This window comes from Hymenobacter lutimineralis (genome assembly GCF_008271285.1).
GTDB classification, from domain to species: domain Bacteria; phylum Bacteroidota; class Bacteroidia; order Cytophagales; family Hymenobacteraceae; genus Hymenobacter; species Hymenobacter lutimineralis.
This window is the reverse complement of the sequence record NZ_VTHL01000008.1, coordinates 127,724-144,928: the sequence shown is the minus strand read 5'-3', so window position 1 is coordinate 144,928 and position 17,205 is coordinate 127,724. Positions and strand designations below refer to the sequence as shown.

Genomic DNA, 17,205 nt, shown 5'->3' with positions numbered 1-17,205 from the left:
AACTCCTTTAAAAATGGCTTCTCCCGCCCGCTATAGCCGCAGTATCGACTGGGTAACCGTGGGGCTGTATGCGCTGATGGTGCTACTGGGCTGGCTGAACGTGTACGCGGCCAGCTACTCGCCCGAGGCCCCGGCAGCCTCCCTGTTCAACTTCGATTTCAACTACGGCAAGCAGCTGGTGTGGATTGGCACCTCCGTGGTGCTCATCGTCATCCTGCTGGTAATTGATTACAAGGCCTACGACACGTTTGCCTTTGTGCTATATGGGGTGATGATTGCGCTGCTGATCGTGACCCCGCTGATTGCGCGTCCCATTGCGGGCTCCCGCTCCTGGCTGGAGCTGGGGCCGGTGCGCCTGCAGCCCGCCGAGTTTGCCAAGTTCATTACGGCCCTGGCCGTGTCGCGCTACATGGCGGGCATCAACCTGCGCAACCAGAACTGGCGCGACCAGCTGGTGCTGGCCGGCCTCACGCTGCTGCCGCCAGTGCTCATTGTGGCGGCCAACGAAACGGGGCAGGCGCTGGTGTTCGGAGCCTTCCTGCTGGCCTACTTCCGGGAGGGCATGTCGCCGCTGATTCTGCTGGTGCTGGCGGCGGCGGCCCTGATTCTCATTCTGGCCTTGTTGGTGCCCAAGCTGTGGCTGGTAGCGGCTTTCACGCTCATTCTGCTCCTGATTTTTGGCTTTAATACCCGGGTGCTGCGCCATCACCTGCCGCTCACGCTCAGCGTGTGGGCCGTGGTGATTGGGATGGTGTTTGGGGTGGATTACTTCTTCAACAGCGTGCTGCACGACTACCAGCGCAAGCGCATCGAGGTGCTCATCAACCCCTCCGCCGACCCGCTGGGCGTGGGCTGGAACGTGACGCAGTCCAAAATTGCCATTGGCTCAGGCGGTTTTGCGGGCAAGGGCTTCCTGCAGGGCACGCAAACCAAGTTTGACTTTGTACCCGAGCAAAGTACCGACTTCATCTTCTGCACCGTGGGGGAGGAGTGGGGCTGGCTGGGTACTATGACGGTGATTGCGCTGTTTGTGGCCTTGCTGGGGCGCATCATCTACGTGGCCGAGCGGCAGAAATCGGTGTTTGGGCGCACCTATGGCTATTGCGTGGCCAGTATTATCTTCTTCCACTTCTGCATCAACATCGGCATGACGATTGGGCTGGCCCCGGTGGTGGGCATTCCGTTGCCGTTCTTCAGCTACGGGGGTTCCTCGCTCTGGTCGTTTACCACGCTGCTGTTCATCTTGCTGGCCATTGACGCCTACCGCAAGCAGGATTTGGAGCGGTATTAGAGCCGGCTAGTTTTCTTGCTACCACGCCCCGCCGGCCCAAGAGGTAACGAAGCAGCCAGGAAAAACCCGCGTCCGTACCCGGAATCGTTGAAACATGACCCGGAATGACCGTGTCTGAGGCCGGAACGATTGGAACATGACTTGGAACGCTTCGAACATAGGCCGAAACGACTGACGCTGCACCCGGAACGCCTGAACATGACCCGGAACGATTGAAACATAGGCCGGAACGCCTGGAACATGGCCCGGAACAATCGATGCTGTAGCCGGAGCGCTTCGAACATCAGCCGGAACGCTTGAAACCATAGACTGGACTTTTGAAATTCAAGCGCCGGATTTTGTGTAAAAAATATTCCGAACAGAGTTGATAGCCCTTTTTCGATGGGCACAAAGAAGGGCCGCAGATCTAGTCTGCGGCCCTTTTGCTTGTTGGGTACTGGCCCCGTTTACTGCTTGATGAACTTCTGTACCTCAGTGCCTTGGCTGCTTCGGATGGTGAGGAAGTACACGCCACGGTTCAGGGAACTGATGTTCAGGTCAGAAACTAGCTGGCGCCCGCCTACCTGTTGCTTCAGCACCACGCGGCCCAGACCATCGGTAACCGTCAGCGTTTCGGCGGCTACGAGGGTTTCTACCCGCAGCTGGCTGCTGGCCGGGTTGGGGTAGAGCTTGGCCGAAGACACGCTGCTGGCATTGTGGTTGGCCAGGGCAGTGCCAGTGCGGGCCTGCATGGAGCAGGCCGTGCCCACGGTGTAGGAGAAGGGCGTGGCGGCGTTGTTACGCTCGGGCCCGCCGGCACCCACTTGGTAGGTGAAGTAGAGGTTGACGAGCGTGCCATTGGCCACGGGCAGCGTGTAGGTGAAGTCTCCGGCCGCGTTCTTAGTCATGGTGTAGCCGGGGTAGGCCCCACTCGTGCCCTGGCGCAGGTAGAGGATGGCCAGGTTGCCGCCAGCCGTAGCCCCCAGCGGGTGGAAGGTGATGGTCACGTTGCCCCCGCTGCTCACAGCCCCGTAGCTGAAGTCCGAGGTCACGGCGCAGTAGCTGCCCGTAGAGGCGTTGCTCACCGTCACACTCACGGCCGAGGAGGTCGTTACTGCTCCGCCATTATCAGTGGCACGGGCTGTGAGTGAGTAGGTACCGGCGGCCACGCCAGTCCAAGTGTAGGAATACGGTGCACTCGTGTCGGTCCCGAGCAGCGTGGTGCCGTTGTAGAACGCCACGGAGCTAACCGTGCCGTTGGCATCAGCCGCGTTGGCGTTGATGGTGATGCTAGCTGGAGCGGTGAAGGTCGCGCCAGCAGCAGGCGAGGTCAGGCTGACCGTGGGCGGCGTGTTCGTGGTCACGGCCGCGAAGCTCAGCCAGTTTACGTTCACACCCCCGGCGGCCGCGTAAACCCGCAACGTCTGCGCTCCGGCCGGCAAACTCACCGTCGCCGTCTGCGTCTGCCAGCTCTGCCAGCCGCCCGTGGCGCCCACGTTCACCGAGCCCAGCACCGAGCCGGCGCTGTTGCGCAGCTGCAGGGTAGCGCCACCAGGCTGGCTAGCCACGCGGAAGCCCACGGTGTAGGAACCGGCCGAGGTCACGTTCACGGCGTAGTCCATCCAGTCCCCGGTTTCGATGTAGCCCACGTTCAGGCCCCCACCCGTGTCGGTGGTGGCTTCGGTCTGGATACCGAGCATAGCCGCGTAGCTCTCGGCCTCAATCGTGCCGGGAATGGTCTGCCCGCTCTGAGTGTTGCTGACCGTGACGCTCACGGCCGAGGCGGTGGTTACGGCTCCTGCGTTGTCCGTTGCGCGGGCGGTAATTGAGTAGGTGCCAGCGGCCACGCCGGTCCAGGTGTAGGAGTAGGGCGAGGACGTGTCGGTGCCAAGCAAGGTCGTGCCGTTGTAGAAGGCTACCGAGCTGACGGTGCCGTTGGCATCAGCCGCGTTAGCATTGATGGTAATCGAAGCCGGGGCCGTGAAGGTCGCGCCAGCAGCAGGCGAGGTTAGGCTCACGGTGGGCGGCGTGTTCGTGGTCACAGCCGTGAAGCTGAGCCAGTTCACATTCGTGCCGGTGGAGGCGGAGGCGTAGAGGCGCAGCGTTTGCACCCCCGCCGGCAGCGTGACCGTTGTGGTCTGCGTCTGCCAGCTCTGCCAGCCCCCGGTGTTGCCTACGTTCACCGAGCCCAAGACCGTGCCGGCGCTGTTGCGCAGCTGCAGCGTGGCCCCGCCATTGGCCGAGGCCACGCGGATGCCGACGGTGTACTGGCCGGCCGAAGCGACGTTGACGGAGTAGTCGAGCCAGTCGCCCGTCTCGTACCAGTCTACGTTCTGCCCCCCGCCTGTGTCGGTGGTGGCTTCCTTGTCCGTGCCCTGCTGAGCCGTGTAGCTTTCCGCTTCAATCGTGCCCGGAATAGGCTGCGCTGTGGGCGCTGCTGGGACTGTCACGCTCACGGCTGTAGACGTCGTTACCGCACCCGCGTTATCCGTGGCTTTAGCTGTGAGAGAGTAGGTGCCTGTGCCCACACCGGTCCATGTATAGGAGTAAGGGCTAGCCGTATCTGTGTTCAGTAGCGTGGTGCCGTTATAGAACTCCACTTTGCTGATCGTACCATCGGAGTCAGCGGCGTTGGCATTAATCGTAATGCTGGCTGGGGCCGTGAAGCTAGCCCCATTGGCTGGGGAAGTCAGGCTGACCGTAGGCGCAACGTTGGTGGGCGTAGTGCCGGCCGACAAACTGCGCAGGTTGTCGATGTAGTACACCGAGCCGTTGGTGGAGTTGGGCGAGAACAGCATGACTACGTTGTCGATGTCGGCGTCGGCGGTGCCGGCGTCGGGCGAGTTGGCGTAGGAGAAGGTAAGCGTGTGCCAAGCGTTGGTTTGCTTGATAACGGCCTGGTAGATGCTGTGCCGGCCTGAGGGGTAGTTGCCGGGCGTAGAGGCCGCGCTGCTTTCCAGTTGCCACGACACCACGGTGCCCACCGGGGCCGACGTGTACACGTCCATGGCAAACACTTTCTGCCCCGAGACATAGGCGCTACCATCTTTGATCTGGGTGCTGGTCAGGGTGAGGGCGTCGTACTGCGAAGCCGTGTTGCGAGTGTACTGGCCCACTTTCGCCGAGGTATTGATACCTGTAGCAGAGGGGTTGTTGGCGGCCGCTACGTACGTACCGTTGGCGCTGCGCAAGGGCAGGTTCCGGATGGCGTCGTAGTTCTCGAAGGTAGTAGCGGCCGAGTAGGTAGGCGTGGCCTTCTTGGCAATGCGGAGGTTGTCGAGGTAGAACGTTTCGCCGGTGAAAAAGCCGCTGTTGAAGAGCACCGCCAGCTGGTCGATGGCCACGTTGGCGGTGCCGGCGTCGGGCGCGTTGTTAAAGGCGAAGGTGAGCGTCTCCCACTGGTTTTGCCTGGTGGTATTGGCCAGGTAGGTGCTGTTGCGGCCGGCCGGGAACGAGTTCAGCGGGGCCGCCAGGGCCTTATTCTGAAGGGTAATGTTGATGGGCGTACCCACCGGGGCCGAGGTGTACACGTCCACCTGCAGCTGGTAGGTCTGGTTCTTAAACAGCGCGGCGTCCTGAATGACGGTACCGGGCGCGCCGGCGTCCAGGAACAGCACGTCGTATTGCTGGGTGGCATTGCGCACGTACCTGGCCACGTTGGCGGAAGTATTCACGCCGGCTGCGCCGGGGTTGGCCGTGGGGGCGGTGTACGCGCCGTTGGTGCCGGCCGCGTTGAAGGTCAGCTTGCTGGTGCCATCGTAGTTTAGCAGCACTTCCGTCGAAACCACCGGGGCTTCGGGCTGCTTTTTAATCAGCAGGTTATCCACGTAGAAGGTAGCGGCGGAGTTGGTGGCCGGCTGGAACAGGAAAGCCACGTTGTTGATGGAGAAGATGCTGGTATTGGCGTCGAGGCTCTTCTCGAACTCGAATTCCAGGGTTTCCCAGGCATTCTGGCGGGTGGTATAGGCGCGGTAGGCGCTGTGCCGGCCCGCCGGGAAGTTAGTGGCCGTGGTTACCTGGCTGTTTTCAAACTGCATGGTGACCTTGCTGCCCGCCGGAGCCGTGGAGTACACGTCGATAAACACCTTGCGGCGGCCCGAGATAAAGTCGTTGGCGTTGCTGATGCCCAGGTTGCGCACGTATAGCACGTCGTACTGCTCGCTGGAATTGCGCACGTACTTGCCCACCGCCGCGGAGGTGTTGATGACCGCCGAAGGGTTGGCCACGGCCTGGGTGAGCGTGCCCGTCACGGTGCCGTAGGTGATGACGCGGTTGGCTTCGTAGTCCTCATACACGCGGTCCAGCTGCAGGGCGGGCGTCACGGTAATGGCTTTGGTGTAGGTGGCCGTAGCGCAGCCGCTCACCGCCACCGAGGCCGTCACGTTGCCGCTCACGGCTCCGCTGGCGAAGTTCACCTGAATGGCATTGGTGCCCTGCCCGCTGGTGATGGTGGCCCCGCTGGGCACCGACCACGTGTAGGTGCCGCCGGTAATGGCGTCCATGCGGTAGGTTTTGTTCTGGTCGCCCTGGTGCACCTGCTCGGCCCCGAACACCGCGTAGTTGTAGGTGCCTTTGTACACCCGCACGTAGTCTACCTGCGTGTTCACCGGGAAGTCGGCGGGGGTGGGCTGCTGGAAGCCGGTGTACGCCGTGCCGGGGCCGCCCACGGCCGTGTTCAGGATGATGTAGAAGTTGCCGTCGTTGAAGGGCCAGCCGCCCCCAAACGTGGTTTTGGGCGTGGCCGTGTGAAACAGGTTTCCATCTACAAACCACTTAATCTGGTCGGGGCCCCATTCCACGGCGTACACGTGGAAATCCAGCGACAAGTCAATGGACGAAATATAGTCGCGCCCGGTGAAGTGCCAGCCGCCCGCGTCGTAGTGAATGGTGCCACCCACCGACCTGGGGTTCTTGTGCTTGGCCTCCATGATGTCGATTTCCCCGGTGAAGGGCCAGTTGCCGGGGTCGGCCAGCATCCAGAAGGCGGGCCAGGCACCCTGGGCGGAGGGCAGCTTCATGCGGGCCTCGATGCGGCCGTACTTAAACGTCTGCAGCCCGCCGGTAGCGGGCACTTTCGACTGCAGCTTGGCGGAAGTGTAGTTGTAGGTGCGCCCGCCTTCCACGGAGTTTTCGTAGCGCGTGGCAATGTTCAGGACGCCGCCCGCAACGGTGGCGTTGGCCGGGCGGTACACCTGCAGCTCAGCATTGCCGAAGTTACAGTTGCCCACGTTGCAGCCGTCACCGTTGTACACCTGCCACTTGTCAAAGTTGCCGGGGGTGTCGAACTCGTCCTGCCAGACCAGCTGGTTGCACTGGGCTTGCGCCGCGGTGGGCTGCAGTAGCCAGCTGAAGCCGAGGGCCATAGCCAGGCCGGCCCAGCGCCCGAGCCTGCGGCCCGAGGGGGTAGAAATTGTGTTCATTGTGGTGGGGTTATGGAAGAGGGGCAGCGCGAAACCCTCAAGAACCCGGGCAACCAGAAGGCTCAGATGCCGCAATGCGCAATGAACCTGAACTAGCCGATGAAAATCCGCTAAAACTAGATACTCGGTACTTGGAGGGTGACCAAATATACCGGCATTGTTTCTTGGAAAGCAACTAATAAAACGTGCTTTAGTACCGTAAAAACCCCGTTTTTCGGCTAGGCCGCACGTGACTTATACGCTTACTGCGCAAGCCAGGGGCGGGCTCGTTTGGGCAGTAGTAATGCAGTAGCAGCTAACAGTGGTGGGCAGCGCAGGTAAAAAACAACGTAAAAAATGGGCAGTAGCCCGAATTTTATTCAACCTGGATTCAGATAAGACAGAAAATAAAGAAGCGGACCTCAGCTTCAGGCTGAACTTCCTGATGCTAAAGCTAAAACCTGCCAGAACGACCAGCAATGGTAGGGCTGAAAAACGCTGTTTGGGGCGCTGACTTCCGCGCAGGTCCGTGGATAGGTCACGACAGCAGCCGGCTGGGCAGGCTGCTTTGTACTTTCGTGATGACTAGCGCCAGGGCTACCGTAAAGGCGGGGGCTGCCAAATAGGCCATGCGGGCCAACTCTCCGGAAAGCAGCATGTGTGCCCCTACTACGGCACCCAGGGCCGCACCTTTCCACCCCAGCGGCCGGGCCCAGCTGCGGACGGGAACCAGCAGCAAAGCCAACGTCGCAAACCCGAACACACTGAATAACTCACCTGCGCCTTTCACCGAAAACAGCCGTTGAAGCGAATAAACAACGTTTTCGAAGTGGTTGAGCGCGTTGTTAACGCTTGCACTGGCGGGCGTACCCGCTTGCGCGTCAATCCAGTGCCGGATGCCGAAAGTGAGGGCCCCGGCTACCGCCAGCCAAGCTACCTGTACCGGCCAGCGCCCCGCGCCCCGCGCGAAGGCCAGCAGCCACGGCACCAGAAACACAAACGACTCTTTGGCCAGCGGCCCCAGCAGAATGCACGCTACCAAAGCCATCCGAGAACGGCTTACCGCCGCGTAATAGCCCAGCGCAAAGACCAATAAATACAGGCTGTCAACCATGGGCAGGCCGGCAATGTATACGGCCCAACGACTGCTGAGCACCAGCGCCGTAGCCAGCGCAGCCGCTTCCCGGGTAGCGCCGTAGCAGCGGCTGCTTCGGTACCACAAAAGCCCGGCTGCTCCCATTACAAGCGTATTTACTACATAAAACGCCAGCCGCAATGGCCACTCCGAGGCTGCGCGCTGGGGCCAGACACGCGCGTACACTTTCTCCAGGGGCCAGGCCATAGCAGCGGCTGCCGCGGGCACCAGCACCCGGTAGCGGCGCGTAACGCTCACGCCCCGAAACTCACCCCGCGCCACGCTTAGGTAACTGCGCGTGTCGAGGGAGTGCGAGAAGTCGTAGTGCACGTACATAGTATAGGCCGGGCCGGCCAGCACGCCCACGGCCAGCCCATACACCAGCAGCAGGCGCTGCCAATGCCGCCGCAACAGGCGAGGCCAGGCCGGGGCCACAGTTTCCATCGGGCCGGGGCGCTTACTCAAACTTGCGGTCAATCAGCCGCAGCAGCTTGTTGATATGCTCGTCCTTGCGTACCCAGCCGTACTGCTTTGTCAGGTCTTCCTGCACGTAGCGCCGGGCCGAGGCAGCATCGGGCAGAGCGTCGAGCTTCTGAATGGCGGCGTGGTACTCCATGTTTTCGCCATTGAACAGCTCATTGATAAAGCTGAAGCGCTGATTAATGGAAATAGCCTCCCGCAGGGACTCCACCTTGGGCGCTTTATCGGCCAGGGAGGCCGTAGCCGGGCGCTCTGCCCGCAATGTTTCGGCCAGGCCGGGGGAGCTGTGCTCTGTCCGGAGCTTTTCGTAGAGGGGAACTTCAGCCGCAGCTGGCGTAGCAGCAACTGGTGGCACTGCTGGGGCCGGGGCAGCTACCGGAGCAGGAATGGGCGCGGGCGGCACCGGTACTGGGGTGGTAGCGGCAGGAGCTATTGGCGGCGCGGGAGCGGCCGGCTTAGGTGGTACTGAAACGGGAGGAGCCGGTTTGGCTGCAACCGGTGCGGGCTCGGAGGGCTGCTGGGGCACAGCACGGGGCGCGGGGGCCGGCGCTGCCACCGGAGACGGAGCCAAGGGGGGGGTAGCGGCTTCGTCGGCCCGCAAGTCTATTTCCGACAAAGGCAGCAGGGCGCTCAGCTCGTTTACCACCGTTTCCATGGGGTGCATCGACTGGAAGTTGGTTTGCTGATACAGTCGGAAACGGCTGCTAAGCAGCTCCCGGTCCAGGGCCGTGCCCGCCGGCAACGACTCTACGAAGCCTTGAAACAGCGGTTTTTCCACGTCGAAATAGCGCAGGCCTTCCTGCAGCTGCTCCCGCGTGACGGTTTGCTGCGCGGGCAGCAGCTTTTCGTCGAAGCCCACGGCGGGCTCGGCGGCCACGCGCAGGGTATCCGTCACGGCCCGGGCCAGCAACGGCTCAAAGGTTTCCCGCGTCAGGCGAATGCGCCGGGAAAGCAGGTTCATGAGCTGGGTAAGGGCCTGGCGCACCTCGGCATCCTCAAAATCGAAGTACGGGCTGCGAAGCTGGGCCATTTCGGCCGTCCACTTAGCCAGCAGCTGCTGCACCACAAACAGGTTTACCTGGCGCACCGGCGTAAAGCGCAGCACGGCGGGGCCATCAAGCGTAGCGTTGGGTTGGGGGCCAAAATGCCGTTCACACAGTTGAGCGGCCAGCTTCTGGCCGTACGCTTCGAGTTTGGGTTGACTATATTTGTCCTTCATTGCAAGCCTGATTCGGGGCGGGAAAGTTAGAGAAAGATGCCCACACTAACAGTGCAGAACCTGCCCGGCGCCACCTTGGAAGTGCCCACTGGCGCTACACTGCTGGCCGCCATTCAGGCCGCCGGCTACGACTGGATGCACGCCTGCGGGGCCAAAGGCCGCTGCACCACGTGTCGCATAGCGGTGACGGCGGGGGCGGAGTTCCTAACGCCGCCCACCGCCCCCGAGTTGCGCTACCAGGCCGCCGGCCGCCTGTTGCCTCAGGAACGTCTCACGTGCCAGACGCGCCTGGAATCGGGCAGTGTCAGGGGGCGCGTGCCGGAGGCCACCCAACTGCCCCACCAGCAGTATAGCCGTGAGGAGCAGTAGTGACGGGCAGGATAATCCTAGCCGCTGATTCCCTGAGAAGTAGCTACTCGAACACCAAATAGCGTTTGAGCCTGCCACCCGAATGCCGTACCTTAGAGGTTCTGATGGGTGCCAGGAAGCTGGCAGCTGGCAACGCTCAACGAAAAAACGCTGTGTTTATAGAACCCCGTGTGGGCAATGCCCGCGACGTGCCCCGCCGGGGCTGGATAGAAGTGGTCTGCGGGTCCATGTTTTCGGGCAAGACGGAGGAGCTGATCCGCCGCCTGAACCGCGCCAAGATTGCCCGGCAGCACGTCGAAATCTTCAAGCCCGGCCTCGATACCCGCTACCACGCCCAGGATGTGGTGTCGCACAATGCCAACAGCATCCGCTCAACGCCCATTCAGCTGCCCGAGGAAATGCTTTTGCTGGCCAGCAGCTGCGACGTGGTGGGCGTAGACGAAGCCCAGTTTTTTGATGCCTCCCTGGTAGAAGTCTGCACCCAGCTGGCCAACCACGGCAAGCGCGTCATCGTGGCAGGCCTGGATATGGATTACCTGGGTCAGCCCTTCGGGCCCATGCCAGTGCTCATGGCCGTGGCCGAATACGTAACCAAGGTGCACGCCGTGTGCGTGTGCTGCGGCGAAATTGCTTCCTACTCCTTCCGCATTGCGGCCTCCGAAAGCAAGATTCTGCTGGGAGAAACCGATTCGTACGAAGCTCGTTGCCGCGGGTGTTTTCTGGAAGGCCAGAAAGGCAAGCAGGGCGAAGAAGAGCCCTTGACGGCCACGGCTCAGGCCCAGCACTAATCTGCCCGCGCCAGCGTTAGACTGCCACTATCCTTCGGTTTTTAGCTTTTCTTCATGCGGCCTTTTCTACGTGCGTTTCAAGTTGGCTTTCTGATTGGCGTACTGGTTTGCGGGGTATGGATGGCCGGGCAGGCGCAGGGGCGCGTTGGCTACGGCGACTGGCAGCTGCACCTGCCCACCAACCGGGCCCTGGCCCTGGCCGACACGGGCCCATTGGTGTACGTGGCCACGGAAGATGCTTTTTTCGTTTTCGACAAAGAGCTGCACACCACCCGCCTGTTGTCCCGGCGTGACGGGCTGCACGATGTGGGGGTGCGCACAGTAGCCTACGACTCTCTTACCCAGCAAGTAGTGGTGGCCTACCGCAACGCCAACCTCGACGTGCTGCGGCCCGATGGATCTATCCGCAACCTCAACGACATCCTGCGCAAGCAGCTGGCCGGCGACAACACCATCCACAGCTTGTACTTCCATGCCAAACGGGGCTATCTGGCGGGTAGCTTTGGGCTGGTGGTGCTGGATATGGGCCGGCTGGAGGTGCGCGAAACCTATACCAACATTGGCCCGGGCGGCGCGGCCGTGCGCACCTTCGCCTCCACCGTCCTCGGCGACTCCCTCTATGTGGCTACCTCCGCGGGCCTGCGGCGGGGGCACTTGAAGGATAACCTGCTCGACTACCGCAACTGGACGACTGACTCTGGAGGCGGGCCGCGCGACGGTGACCCGTACCGCGCCCTGGCCACCTACAATGGCCACGTATACGCCGGCCTGAACTACGCGGCTATCCTCCGCTTTACGGGCCGGGAGTGGGTACCGCTGAGTGCGTTGGCTGGTCGGGCCTACCGGCAGCTGACGCCTTCGCGCGCCGGCTTGGTCGTGGCAGATCAGGAGAATGTTTCCCTGCTGCAACCCGATGGAACCTTGGAGACTTACCCGCACGAGCTGGTGAAAGACCCGCGTGCGGCGCTGCGGGGCCGCGACGGGCGCCTTTACGTGGCCGATTACCAGCGCGGGTTGGTGGTGTCGTCGGTGGATAAGCGGCAGTTTGAGAATTTTGTGACCAATGCCCCGGCTACGGCCAGTGCCTTCAACATCCTGCCCGATGCCACCGGGCGTACCACCGTCTTTGCGGGAGGCTTTACCGACCGATTCGTGCAATCGGGTAAGCACGAAGGGTTTTTCGAGTACCTGGATGGAAAGTGGACCAACATCACGCCCCAGACCTTTCCCGACCGTGCCCAGTACCCCGACCCGCAGGACCTGGCCCGGGGCACCCGTACCGCCGATGGCACCTTGTACGTGGGCAGCTACGCCAACGGGTTGCTGGAATGGAAAGGCCCGGGCAAGTTCCGCTTGTTCAACCCCACCGATAATCAGCCCAACCCGCTCATCAGCTCCATCCCGGCTGACCCCGGCTACACCCGCGTAACTGACGTGGCCGCCGCCCGCAACGGCGACGTGTGGGTTATCAACCGCCACCTGGAGGTAGCCAACGTGTCGGGGGTGCACATCTTTACCCCAGCAGCCGGCACCTGGCGCACGGTGCCCTACTTTCCGGCGGCCGAAAACCTAGACCGCATTGCTTTAGATGATGAAGGCGTGGCCTGGATTTCCCGCTCCCGCAAGGAAGGCACGGGCATGGTCGCCGTGAATGCCAGTGGAGACTACCGAATCTTTACGGAAAGCGCCGGCGGCCTACCCGAAAAAGGCGGCAACATCTACGACCTGGTGAAGGACCGGCGCGGCGCTATTTGGGTGGCTACGGCCAAAGGCGTGGCCGTCTACGATGATCCGAGCCTGGTGTTTACGGCCGACAACCCGGGCTTCCGCCTGCCCATCGTCAAACGTGGAACGGGCAGCAATTTCCCGACGTTGTTTACGGAGCTGGTGAAAACAGTGGCTGTAGATGGCGGCAACCGCAAGTGGTTCGGCACCGACTCCGGCCTGTGGCTCTTCAACGAAGATGCCGACGAGGCCCTGCTGCACTTCACCACGGATAATAGTCCGCTGCCCTCCAACAAAATTGTGGATGTGGCCGTGAATGACAAAACCGGTGAGGTGTTCGTGGCGACGGAAGCCGGCTTGGTGACGTATCGTGGGGCTGCTACCGTAACGGAAGGCAAGCCCGATTGCGCGAAAGTATACCCAAACCCCGTGCGGCGCAGCTTTACCGGGCAGGTAGGCATTTCGGGGCTGGCCAATAATGCCATTGTCAAAATCACGGACGTAAGCGGGCTGCTCGTTTACCAAACCCGCGCCAACGGCGGCACCGTGGTCTGGAACCTGCAGGACTACAACGGCCGCCGCGTGCAGTCGGGGGTATACCTGGTGCTTTCATCCGACGCGGATGGCCAGAACGGCTGCATCAGCAAGATTGCCGTAGTAGAACAATGAGTAAATGGCTGCAGGGCTCAATGGCTTACTTGTTGTTTGTTCACCAAGGCAAGTAATAGCGCCCCTTTTTTACCAGCCAGACAGCCATTCAACCATTCAGCCATTCCCCAAGTATGCTCATCAAAACCCGCGGTATTGTTCTCAACTACATTCGGTACCGCGAAACGTCCATCATTGCCCGCGTCTATACCGAGCAGCTGGGCTTGCAGTCGTACGTAGTGAACGGGGTGCGCAAGGCCAAGCCCCCGGGGCGCATTGCCTTGTTTCAGCCGTTTACGCTGCTGGAGCTGGTGGCCTACACTTCCCGGCAGGGCGGTATCACCCGGCTGTCGGAGTTCCGGTGCGCCGAGCCGTTTTCGGCTATTCCCTACGACGTACGCAAAAGCAGCGTGGTACTATTTCTGGCCGAGGTAGTGGGCCGCACGGTGCTGGAGGAAGAGCAGAACGAGCCGCTTTTCACCTTCCTGCACGACGCCATCCTGCAGTTCGACCGGCAGGCGGAGGGTTTCGAGAACTTTGCCCTGCGCTTCCTGCTTGAGTTGGCCGGCTACCTGGGTTTTGGGGCCGAGTCGGGCCAGGAAATTACCTCGCAGGTGGCCTTTGCCGGCTCCGCGCCCACGGCGCAGGATACTGGCCCCGTAGCCCTCCGCTTCCAGGAATTTGACCAGTATTTCGACGACCTGCTGCGGAACCCGGCCCAGGTGGCCATTCCCAACGGCCGCGTCCGGCGGGAGCTACTCCAAGTGCTTATCCGCTACTACCAATTGCACGTGGATAAGCTCGGCGAAATCCGGTCCCTGGCAGTGCTGTCGGAGGTATTGGCCGAGTAGGGAAACGCAAAAAGGAAATACGAAAAAAGGGCCCGCAACAACCACTGCGGGCCCTTTTACATACACTCTAAGCTCTAAGCTCTAAGCTCTAAGCTCTAAGCTCTAAGCTCTACTTCACGCGCACCACGTTTAGCTCAAAGCGTAAGTCGGTATTCGGCGGAATGGTGAAGCGTTTATCGTCATCAGGGTCGCGCACGCCTTTTTTGCCGTAGGCCAGGGCCGCCGGGATGTACACCCAGGCGCGGGTGCCGGCCGGCAGCAAAGGCAGCACTTGTTCCCAGCCCGGTATCACATCATGCTCGCCCAGGTGGGCCTTCACCGGCCGCCCCTCCACCGCCGACGACTCGAACATCTTCCCATCGGGCAGAAAGCCGGTGTAGTGCACCAGCACGGTGTTGCCGTTGTGGCCGGCCGCGCCGGTACCCAGGGAATGCACCACGTAACGGATGCCGGAAGGAAGGCTCAGCGTATCCTGCGCCGCCTGGCCGAAAGCTGCCACGGGCAGTATGCCGAGCACCAGGCTCCAAAGGATACGCATGGGCTTCAGGATTTTAACGCTGGGAAAGAACTTCTACATCAAATACTAAAGGGGTATCAGCGGGAACGCCACACGTGGTACACGTCCCATATCCAAGGTAAGATGGGATGAGCAAGATTTTTCTGTCTCCTACCTTCATTTTAGGAATCGTTTGATTCCAGCCCTCTACAGCAGAACCATTGCCAATTAGCACTTTATCTACTCCGATTATTACGCTGATACAGCCGCAAGGCGACCCATTATCTACTGATGACTCAAACTTGGTTTTGTTCAGATAGCTGCCAATATATTTTACTTGCGCTGTCTTACCAACTGTGAGTTGCTCACTTGTTCCCTCCGTAACGGGGACGATGTACAGACCCGACTCGGTGCGGGTAAAGTTGGTGATGTTGTTGGCCGTCAGATACTCCCGAATGGCAGCATCATCTTTCACCTTCTGCTCGGCAGTGTGCTTTTCGGTTTCCTTGGCGTAGTCGGTTTTGCAGCCGGGCAGCACCACGGGTGCCGCCCCCAGCACGAGCAGGAAAGCGGGCAGCAACAGGCGTCGACGAAAAGAAAGGGTGCGGTTCATAAAAAAGGAAGAAAAAAGTTCGCGCCGCCACGGGGGCGGCGCGAAGAAGAGTATGCCACAACCGAAAAAGGTTGCGTTATTTCACGTCTACCAGCTCCACATCGAAGCGCAGGGGCGCATCGGCGGGGATGTCGGCGCCAGCACCGCGCTGGCCGTACGCCAGCGTAGAGGGAATGAGCAGCGTAGCCTTGGTGCCTTTGTTGAGCAGGGCAATGCCCTTGTCCCAACCCGGAATCACCTGGCCAACGCCCAGCGGAAATTCAATGGGCTTGCCACCATTGCTCTTCGCCGAAGAGTCAAACTCCTTCCCGTCGAGCAGGGTTCCTTTGTACTGCACCGAAACCGTTTGGCCGGACTTGGGCTTGGCGCCCGTGCCCTGCTGCGCTACCACGTAGTAGATGCCCGAAGCATCCTTCTGAGCCTTCAGGTTGTTTTTCTTGATGTAGTCCTGCAGCACCACGTCGTCTTTCTTCAGCTGCTGCTCGGCGTAGGCCATCATCTTCTGCTGCTGCACGGCCATCATCTTCTGCTGCTCCACCATGGCCTCGTCGCGGGTCATCAGCTTGGTGGCTTTGGCGTACACGGTCATCACGTTGCCAGCTTTCTTCATGAAAGGCGGCACGGGCACCCGGAACGACTTGGCGAAAATGGTGTCGAGGTTGAAGCGGAACACGCCGCTGTCGCCGGGCTGGAGCAGGGAAATAGCGTCTTCCAGGCCACCCTTGGTGGTGAGTTCCTGCAGGGGCACCATCACGGGCGTACCCTGCTGCTTGCGGGAACTGAACAGCACCGAGTCTTTGGCCGTGCGGTATTCCACGTTCAGGGCCAGGACTTTGCCAATACGGCTTTTGTAGGCGGTGTCAGTTGCCGCTACTTCTTTGCGGGAGTATTTGCCGCCTTCACTGGAGAAAAGCTGGTATTCAATACCCGACTTGGTCTTGTCGAATCCCTTGTTGCCCTTCTCACAGGAAGCCAGGCTGAGGGTACCGGCGGCCAGAGCCAGGTACAGAAAAGTGCTGTTAAGACGCATGTAAAAAGGAAGAGGGTGTAAACGTAAATTTCAGGCAAGTTACGCCGCTGGCTGCGCAACTGCCAAGGGGCTGGTCACGAGTTGGGTCTGGTAGTGGGGCAGCAGGTCCAAAAACCGCTGCACGGTGGTATCCAGGGGTTCGTAGCTGATGCCGCCGGCCGCGTTGTGGTGGCCGCCGCCCTGGAAGTGGCGCCGCGAGAAGTCACTTACCGAGAAGTCGCCCACCGAGCGGAAGGAAATCTTCACGGCGTTGCCACGGTCGATGAGGATAGCGGCAAATACGACGCCTTCAATGCTGAGGGCAAAGTTCACCAACCCCTCAGTGTCACCGGTTTTCGATTGGTACTGGCGGAGCTCGTCCTGGGTAATGGCAATGTAGGCGGTGTTGTACTCGCGCAGAACAGTGAGCTTGTCTTTCAGCACAAAGCCCAGGAAACGCAGGCGCATTTCGGAGTGCGAGTCGTAGATGCGGCGGTGTACGGCCGACAAGTCAATATCGGCATTAAGCAGCTCGGCAATGATGAGGTGCACGTTGCGCGAGGTGCTGGGGTGGCGGAAAGAGCCGGTGTCCGTCATGATGCCGGCGTACAGGCATTCCCCGATGCCTTTATCAATAAGGGCTTGGTCGCCCATGTCCCGGATTACCTCAAAAACCAGCTCGGCCGTGGCCGCCGCTTTGGCATTCGAGAAGTCGAGGTCAGCAAACTGCTCGGGCTCTTGGTGGTGGTCGATGAGGACCTTCGTACCGCTGGCCGCCCGGATGTACTCGCCCAGCTCGCTGATGCGGCCCAGGCAGCTGAAGTCAAGACAGAAAAGAACCTCCGCCCGGCTGATCAGGTCTCGAACCTGCGCATCGTTCTGGTCGGGCTCATACACAATTACCTCCTCGTTGCCGGGCATCCAGGCCAGAAAATCGGGGTAGTCGGAGGGCGTGACCACCGTGACGTGGTGGCCTTTCTTGCGAAGGTAGCCGGCCATTCCCAGCGAGGAGCCCAAGGCATCAGCGTCGGGCTTGTGGTGCGTGGTGATGAAAATCTGCCGGGGTTGCGCAAGCAACTCCTGCAGGGCGCTAGTATCGTGCATTGCCTGCTGCTAGGTAACTGAAATCCGGGAATTTAGGCCGGATACAAGGGCGCAAAAATCGGAAATATTCCGGGTTTCAACAAACCGCGCGGTAGAATG

Annotated in this window: 12 protein-coding genes; 5 read left to right on the top strand and 7 right to left on the bottom strand. The window is 60.9% G+C overall.

All coding sequences use genetic code 11. The annotated features are described in order from the left end of the window. The first annotated feature begins 13 nt into the window (after nt 1-13). Nucleotides 14-1,291, top strand: coding sequence for a rod shape-determining protein RodA (gene rodA, locus FY528_RS09725; protein ID WP_149070806.1), 1,278 nt, complete (start codon nt 14-16; stop codon nt 1,289-1,291). A gap of 446 nt (nt 1,292-1,737) precedes the next feature. Here the strand turns inward: rodA and FY528_RS09720 are convergent, their stop codons facing one another. The 3 genes from FY528_RS09720 to FY528_RS09710 all read right to left on the bottom strand — a co-directional run bounded on the left by FY528_RS09720 (nt 1,738) and on the right by FY528_RS09710 (nt 9,503). Continuing rightward, nucleotides 1,738-6,690 carry an Ig-like domain-containing protein gene (locus tag FY528_RS09720; RefSeq protein ID WP_149070805.1) on the bottom strand — a complete coding sequence of 1,651 codons (4,953 nt, stop codon included), beginning with the start codon at nt 6,688-6,690 and terminating at the stop codon, nt 1,738-1,740. 517 nt (nt 6,691-7,207) lie between these two features. Next, nucleotides 7,208-8,269, bottom strand: a complete 1,062-nt coding sequence (locus FY528_RS09715; protein ID WP_222931803.1) for a hypothetical protein — start codon at nt 8,267-8,269, stop codon at nt 7,208-7,210. After that, the gene (locus tag FY528_RS09710) at nt 8,262-9,503 is read right to left on the bottom strand and encodes a DUF8457 domain-containing protein (protein ID WP_149070803.1); all 1,242 of its coding nucleotides are present in this window, start codon (nt 9,501-9,503) and stop codon (nt 8,262-8,264) included. The genes FY528_RS09715 and FY528_RS09710 overlap by 8 nt, the downstream gene beginning before the upstream one ends. Before the next feature lie 36 nt (nt 9,504-9,539). Here FY528_RS09710 and FY528_RS09705 point away from each other — a divergent pair, with 36 nt between their 5' ends. The 4 genes from FY528_RS09705 (at nt 9,540) to recO (ending at nt 13,884) form a co-directional block, all read left to right on the top strand. Continuing rightward, a complete protein-coding gene (locus FY528_RS09705) occupies nt 9,540-9,872 on the top strand; it encodes a 2Fe-2S iron-sulfur cluster-binding protein (protein WP_149070802.1) in 333 nt (110 codons plus the stop codon). Nucleotides 9,873-10,024: 152 nt separating this feature from the next. Continuing rightward, nucleotides 10,025-10,660, top strand: coding sequence for a thymidine kinase (locus tag FY528_RS09700; RefSeq protein WP_168682252.1), 636 nt, complete (start codon nt 10,025-10,027; stop codon nt 10,658-10,660). A 54-nt stretch (nt 10,661-10,714) separates the two neighbouring features. Next, the gene (gene porZ / locus FY528_RS09695) at nt 10,715-13,054 is read left to right on the top strand and encodes a type IX secretion system anionic LPS delivery protein PorZ (protein WP_149070800.1); all 2,340 of its coding nucleotides are present in this window, start codon (nt 10,715-10,717) and stop codon (nt 13,052-13,054) included. Between the two features lie 113 nt (nt 13,055-13,167). After that, complete coding sequence (gene recO, locus FY528_RS09690) at nt 13,168-13,884, top strand: DNA repair protein RecO (RefSeq protein ID WP_149070799.1); 717 nt, start codon at nt 13,168-13,170, stop codon at nt 13,882-13,884. A 109-nt stretch (nt 13,885-13,993) separates the two neighbouring features. Here the strand turns inward: recO and FY528_RS09685 are convergent, their stop codons facing one another. The 4 genes from FY528_RS09685 to FY528_RS09670 form a co-directional block, all read right to left on the bottom strand. After that, on the bottom strand, nt 13,994-14,422 hold the full coding sequence (locus FY528_RS09685; RefSeq protein ID WP_149070798.1) for an FKBP-type peptidyl-prolyl cis-trans isomerase: 429 nt from the start codon (nt 14,420-14,422) through the stop codon (nt 13,994-13,996). A gap of 13 nt (nt 14,423-14,435) precedes the next feature. Further along, entirely contained in the window at nt 14,436-14,993 is a 558-nt protein-coding gene (locus tag FY528_RS09680) for an FKBP-type peptidyl-prolyl cis-trans isomerase (RefSeq protein WP_149070797.1), read from the bottom strand. A 76-nt stretch (nt 14,994-15,069) separates the two neighbouring features. After that, nucleotides 15,070-16,023, bottom strand: coding sequence for an FKBP-type peptidyl-prolyl cis-trans isomerase (locus FY528_RS09675; protein WP_149070796.1), 954 nt, complete (start codon nt 16,021-16,023; stop codon nt 15,070-15,072). A 39-nt stretch (nt 16,024-16,062) separates the two neighbouring features. Continuing rightward, nucleotides 16,063-17,106, bottom strand: a complete 1,044-nt coding sequence (locus FY528_RS09670; protein ID WP_149070795.1) for a DHH family phosphoesterase — start codon at nt 17,104-17,106, stop codon at nt 16,063-16,065. Nucleotides 17,107-17,205 lie beyond the last annotated feature (99 nt).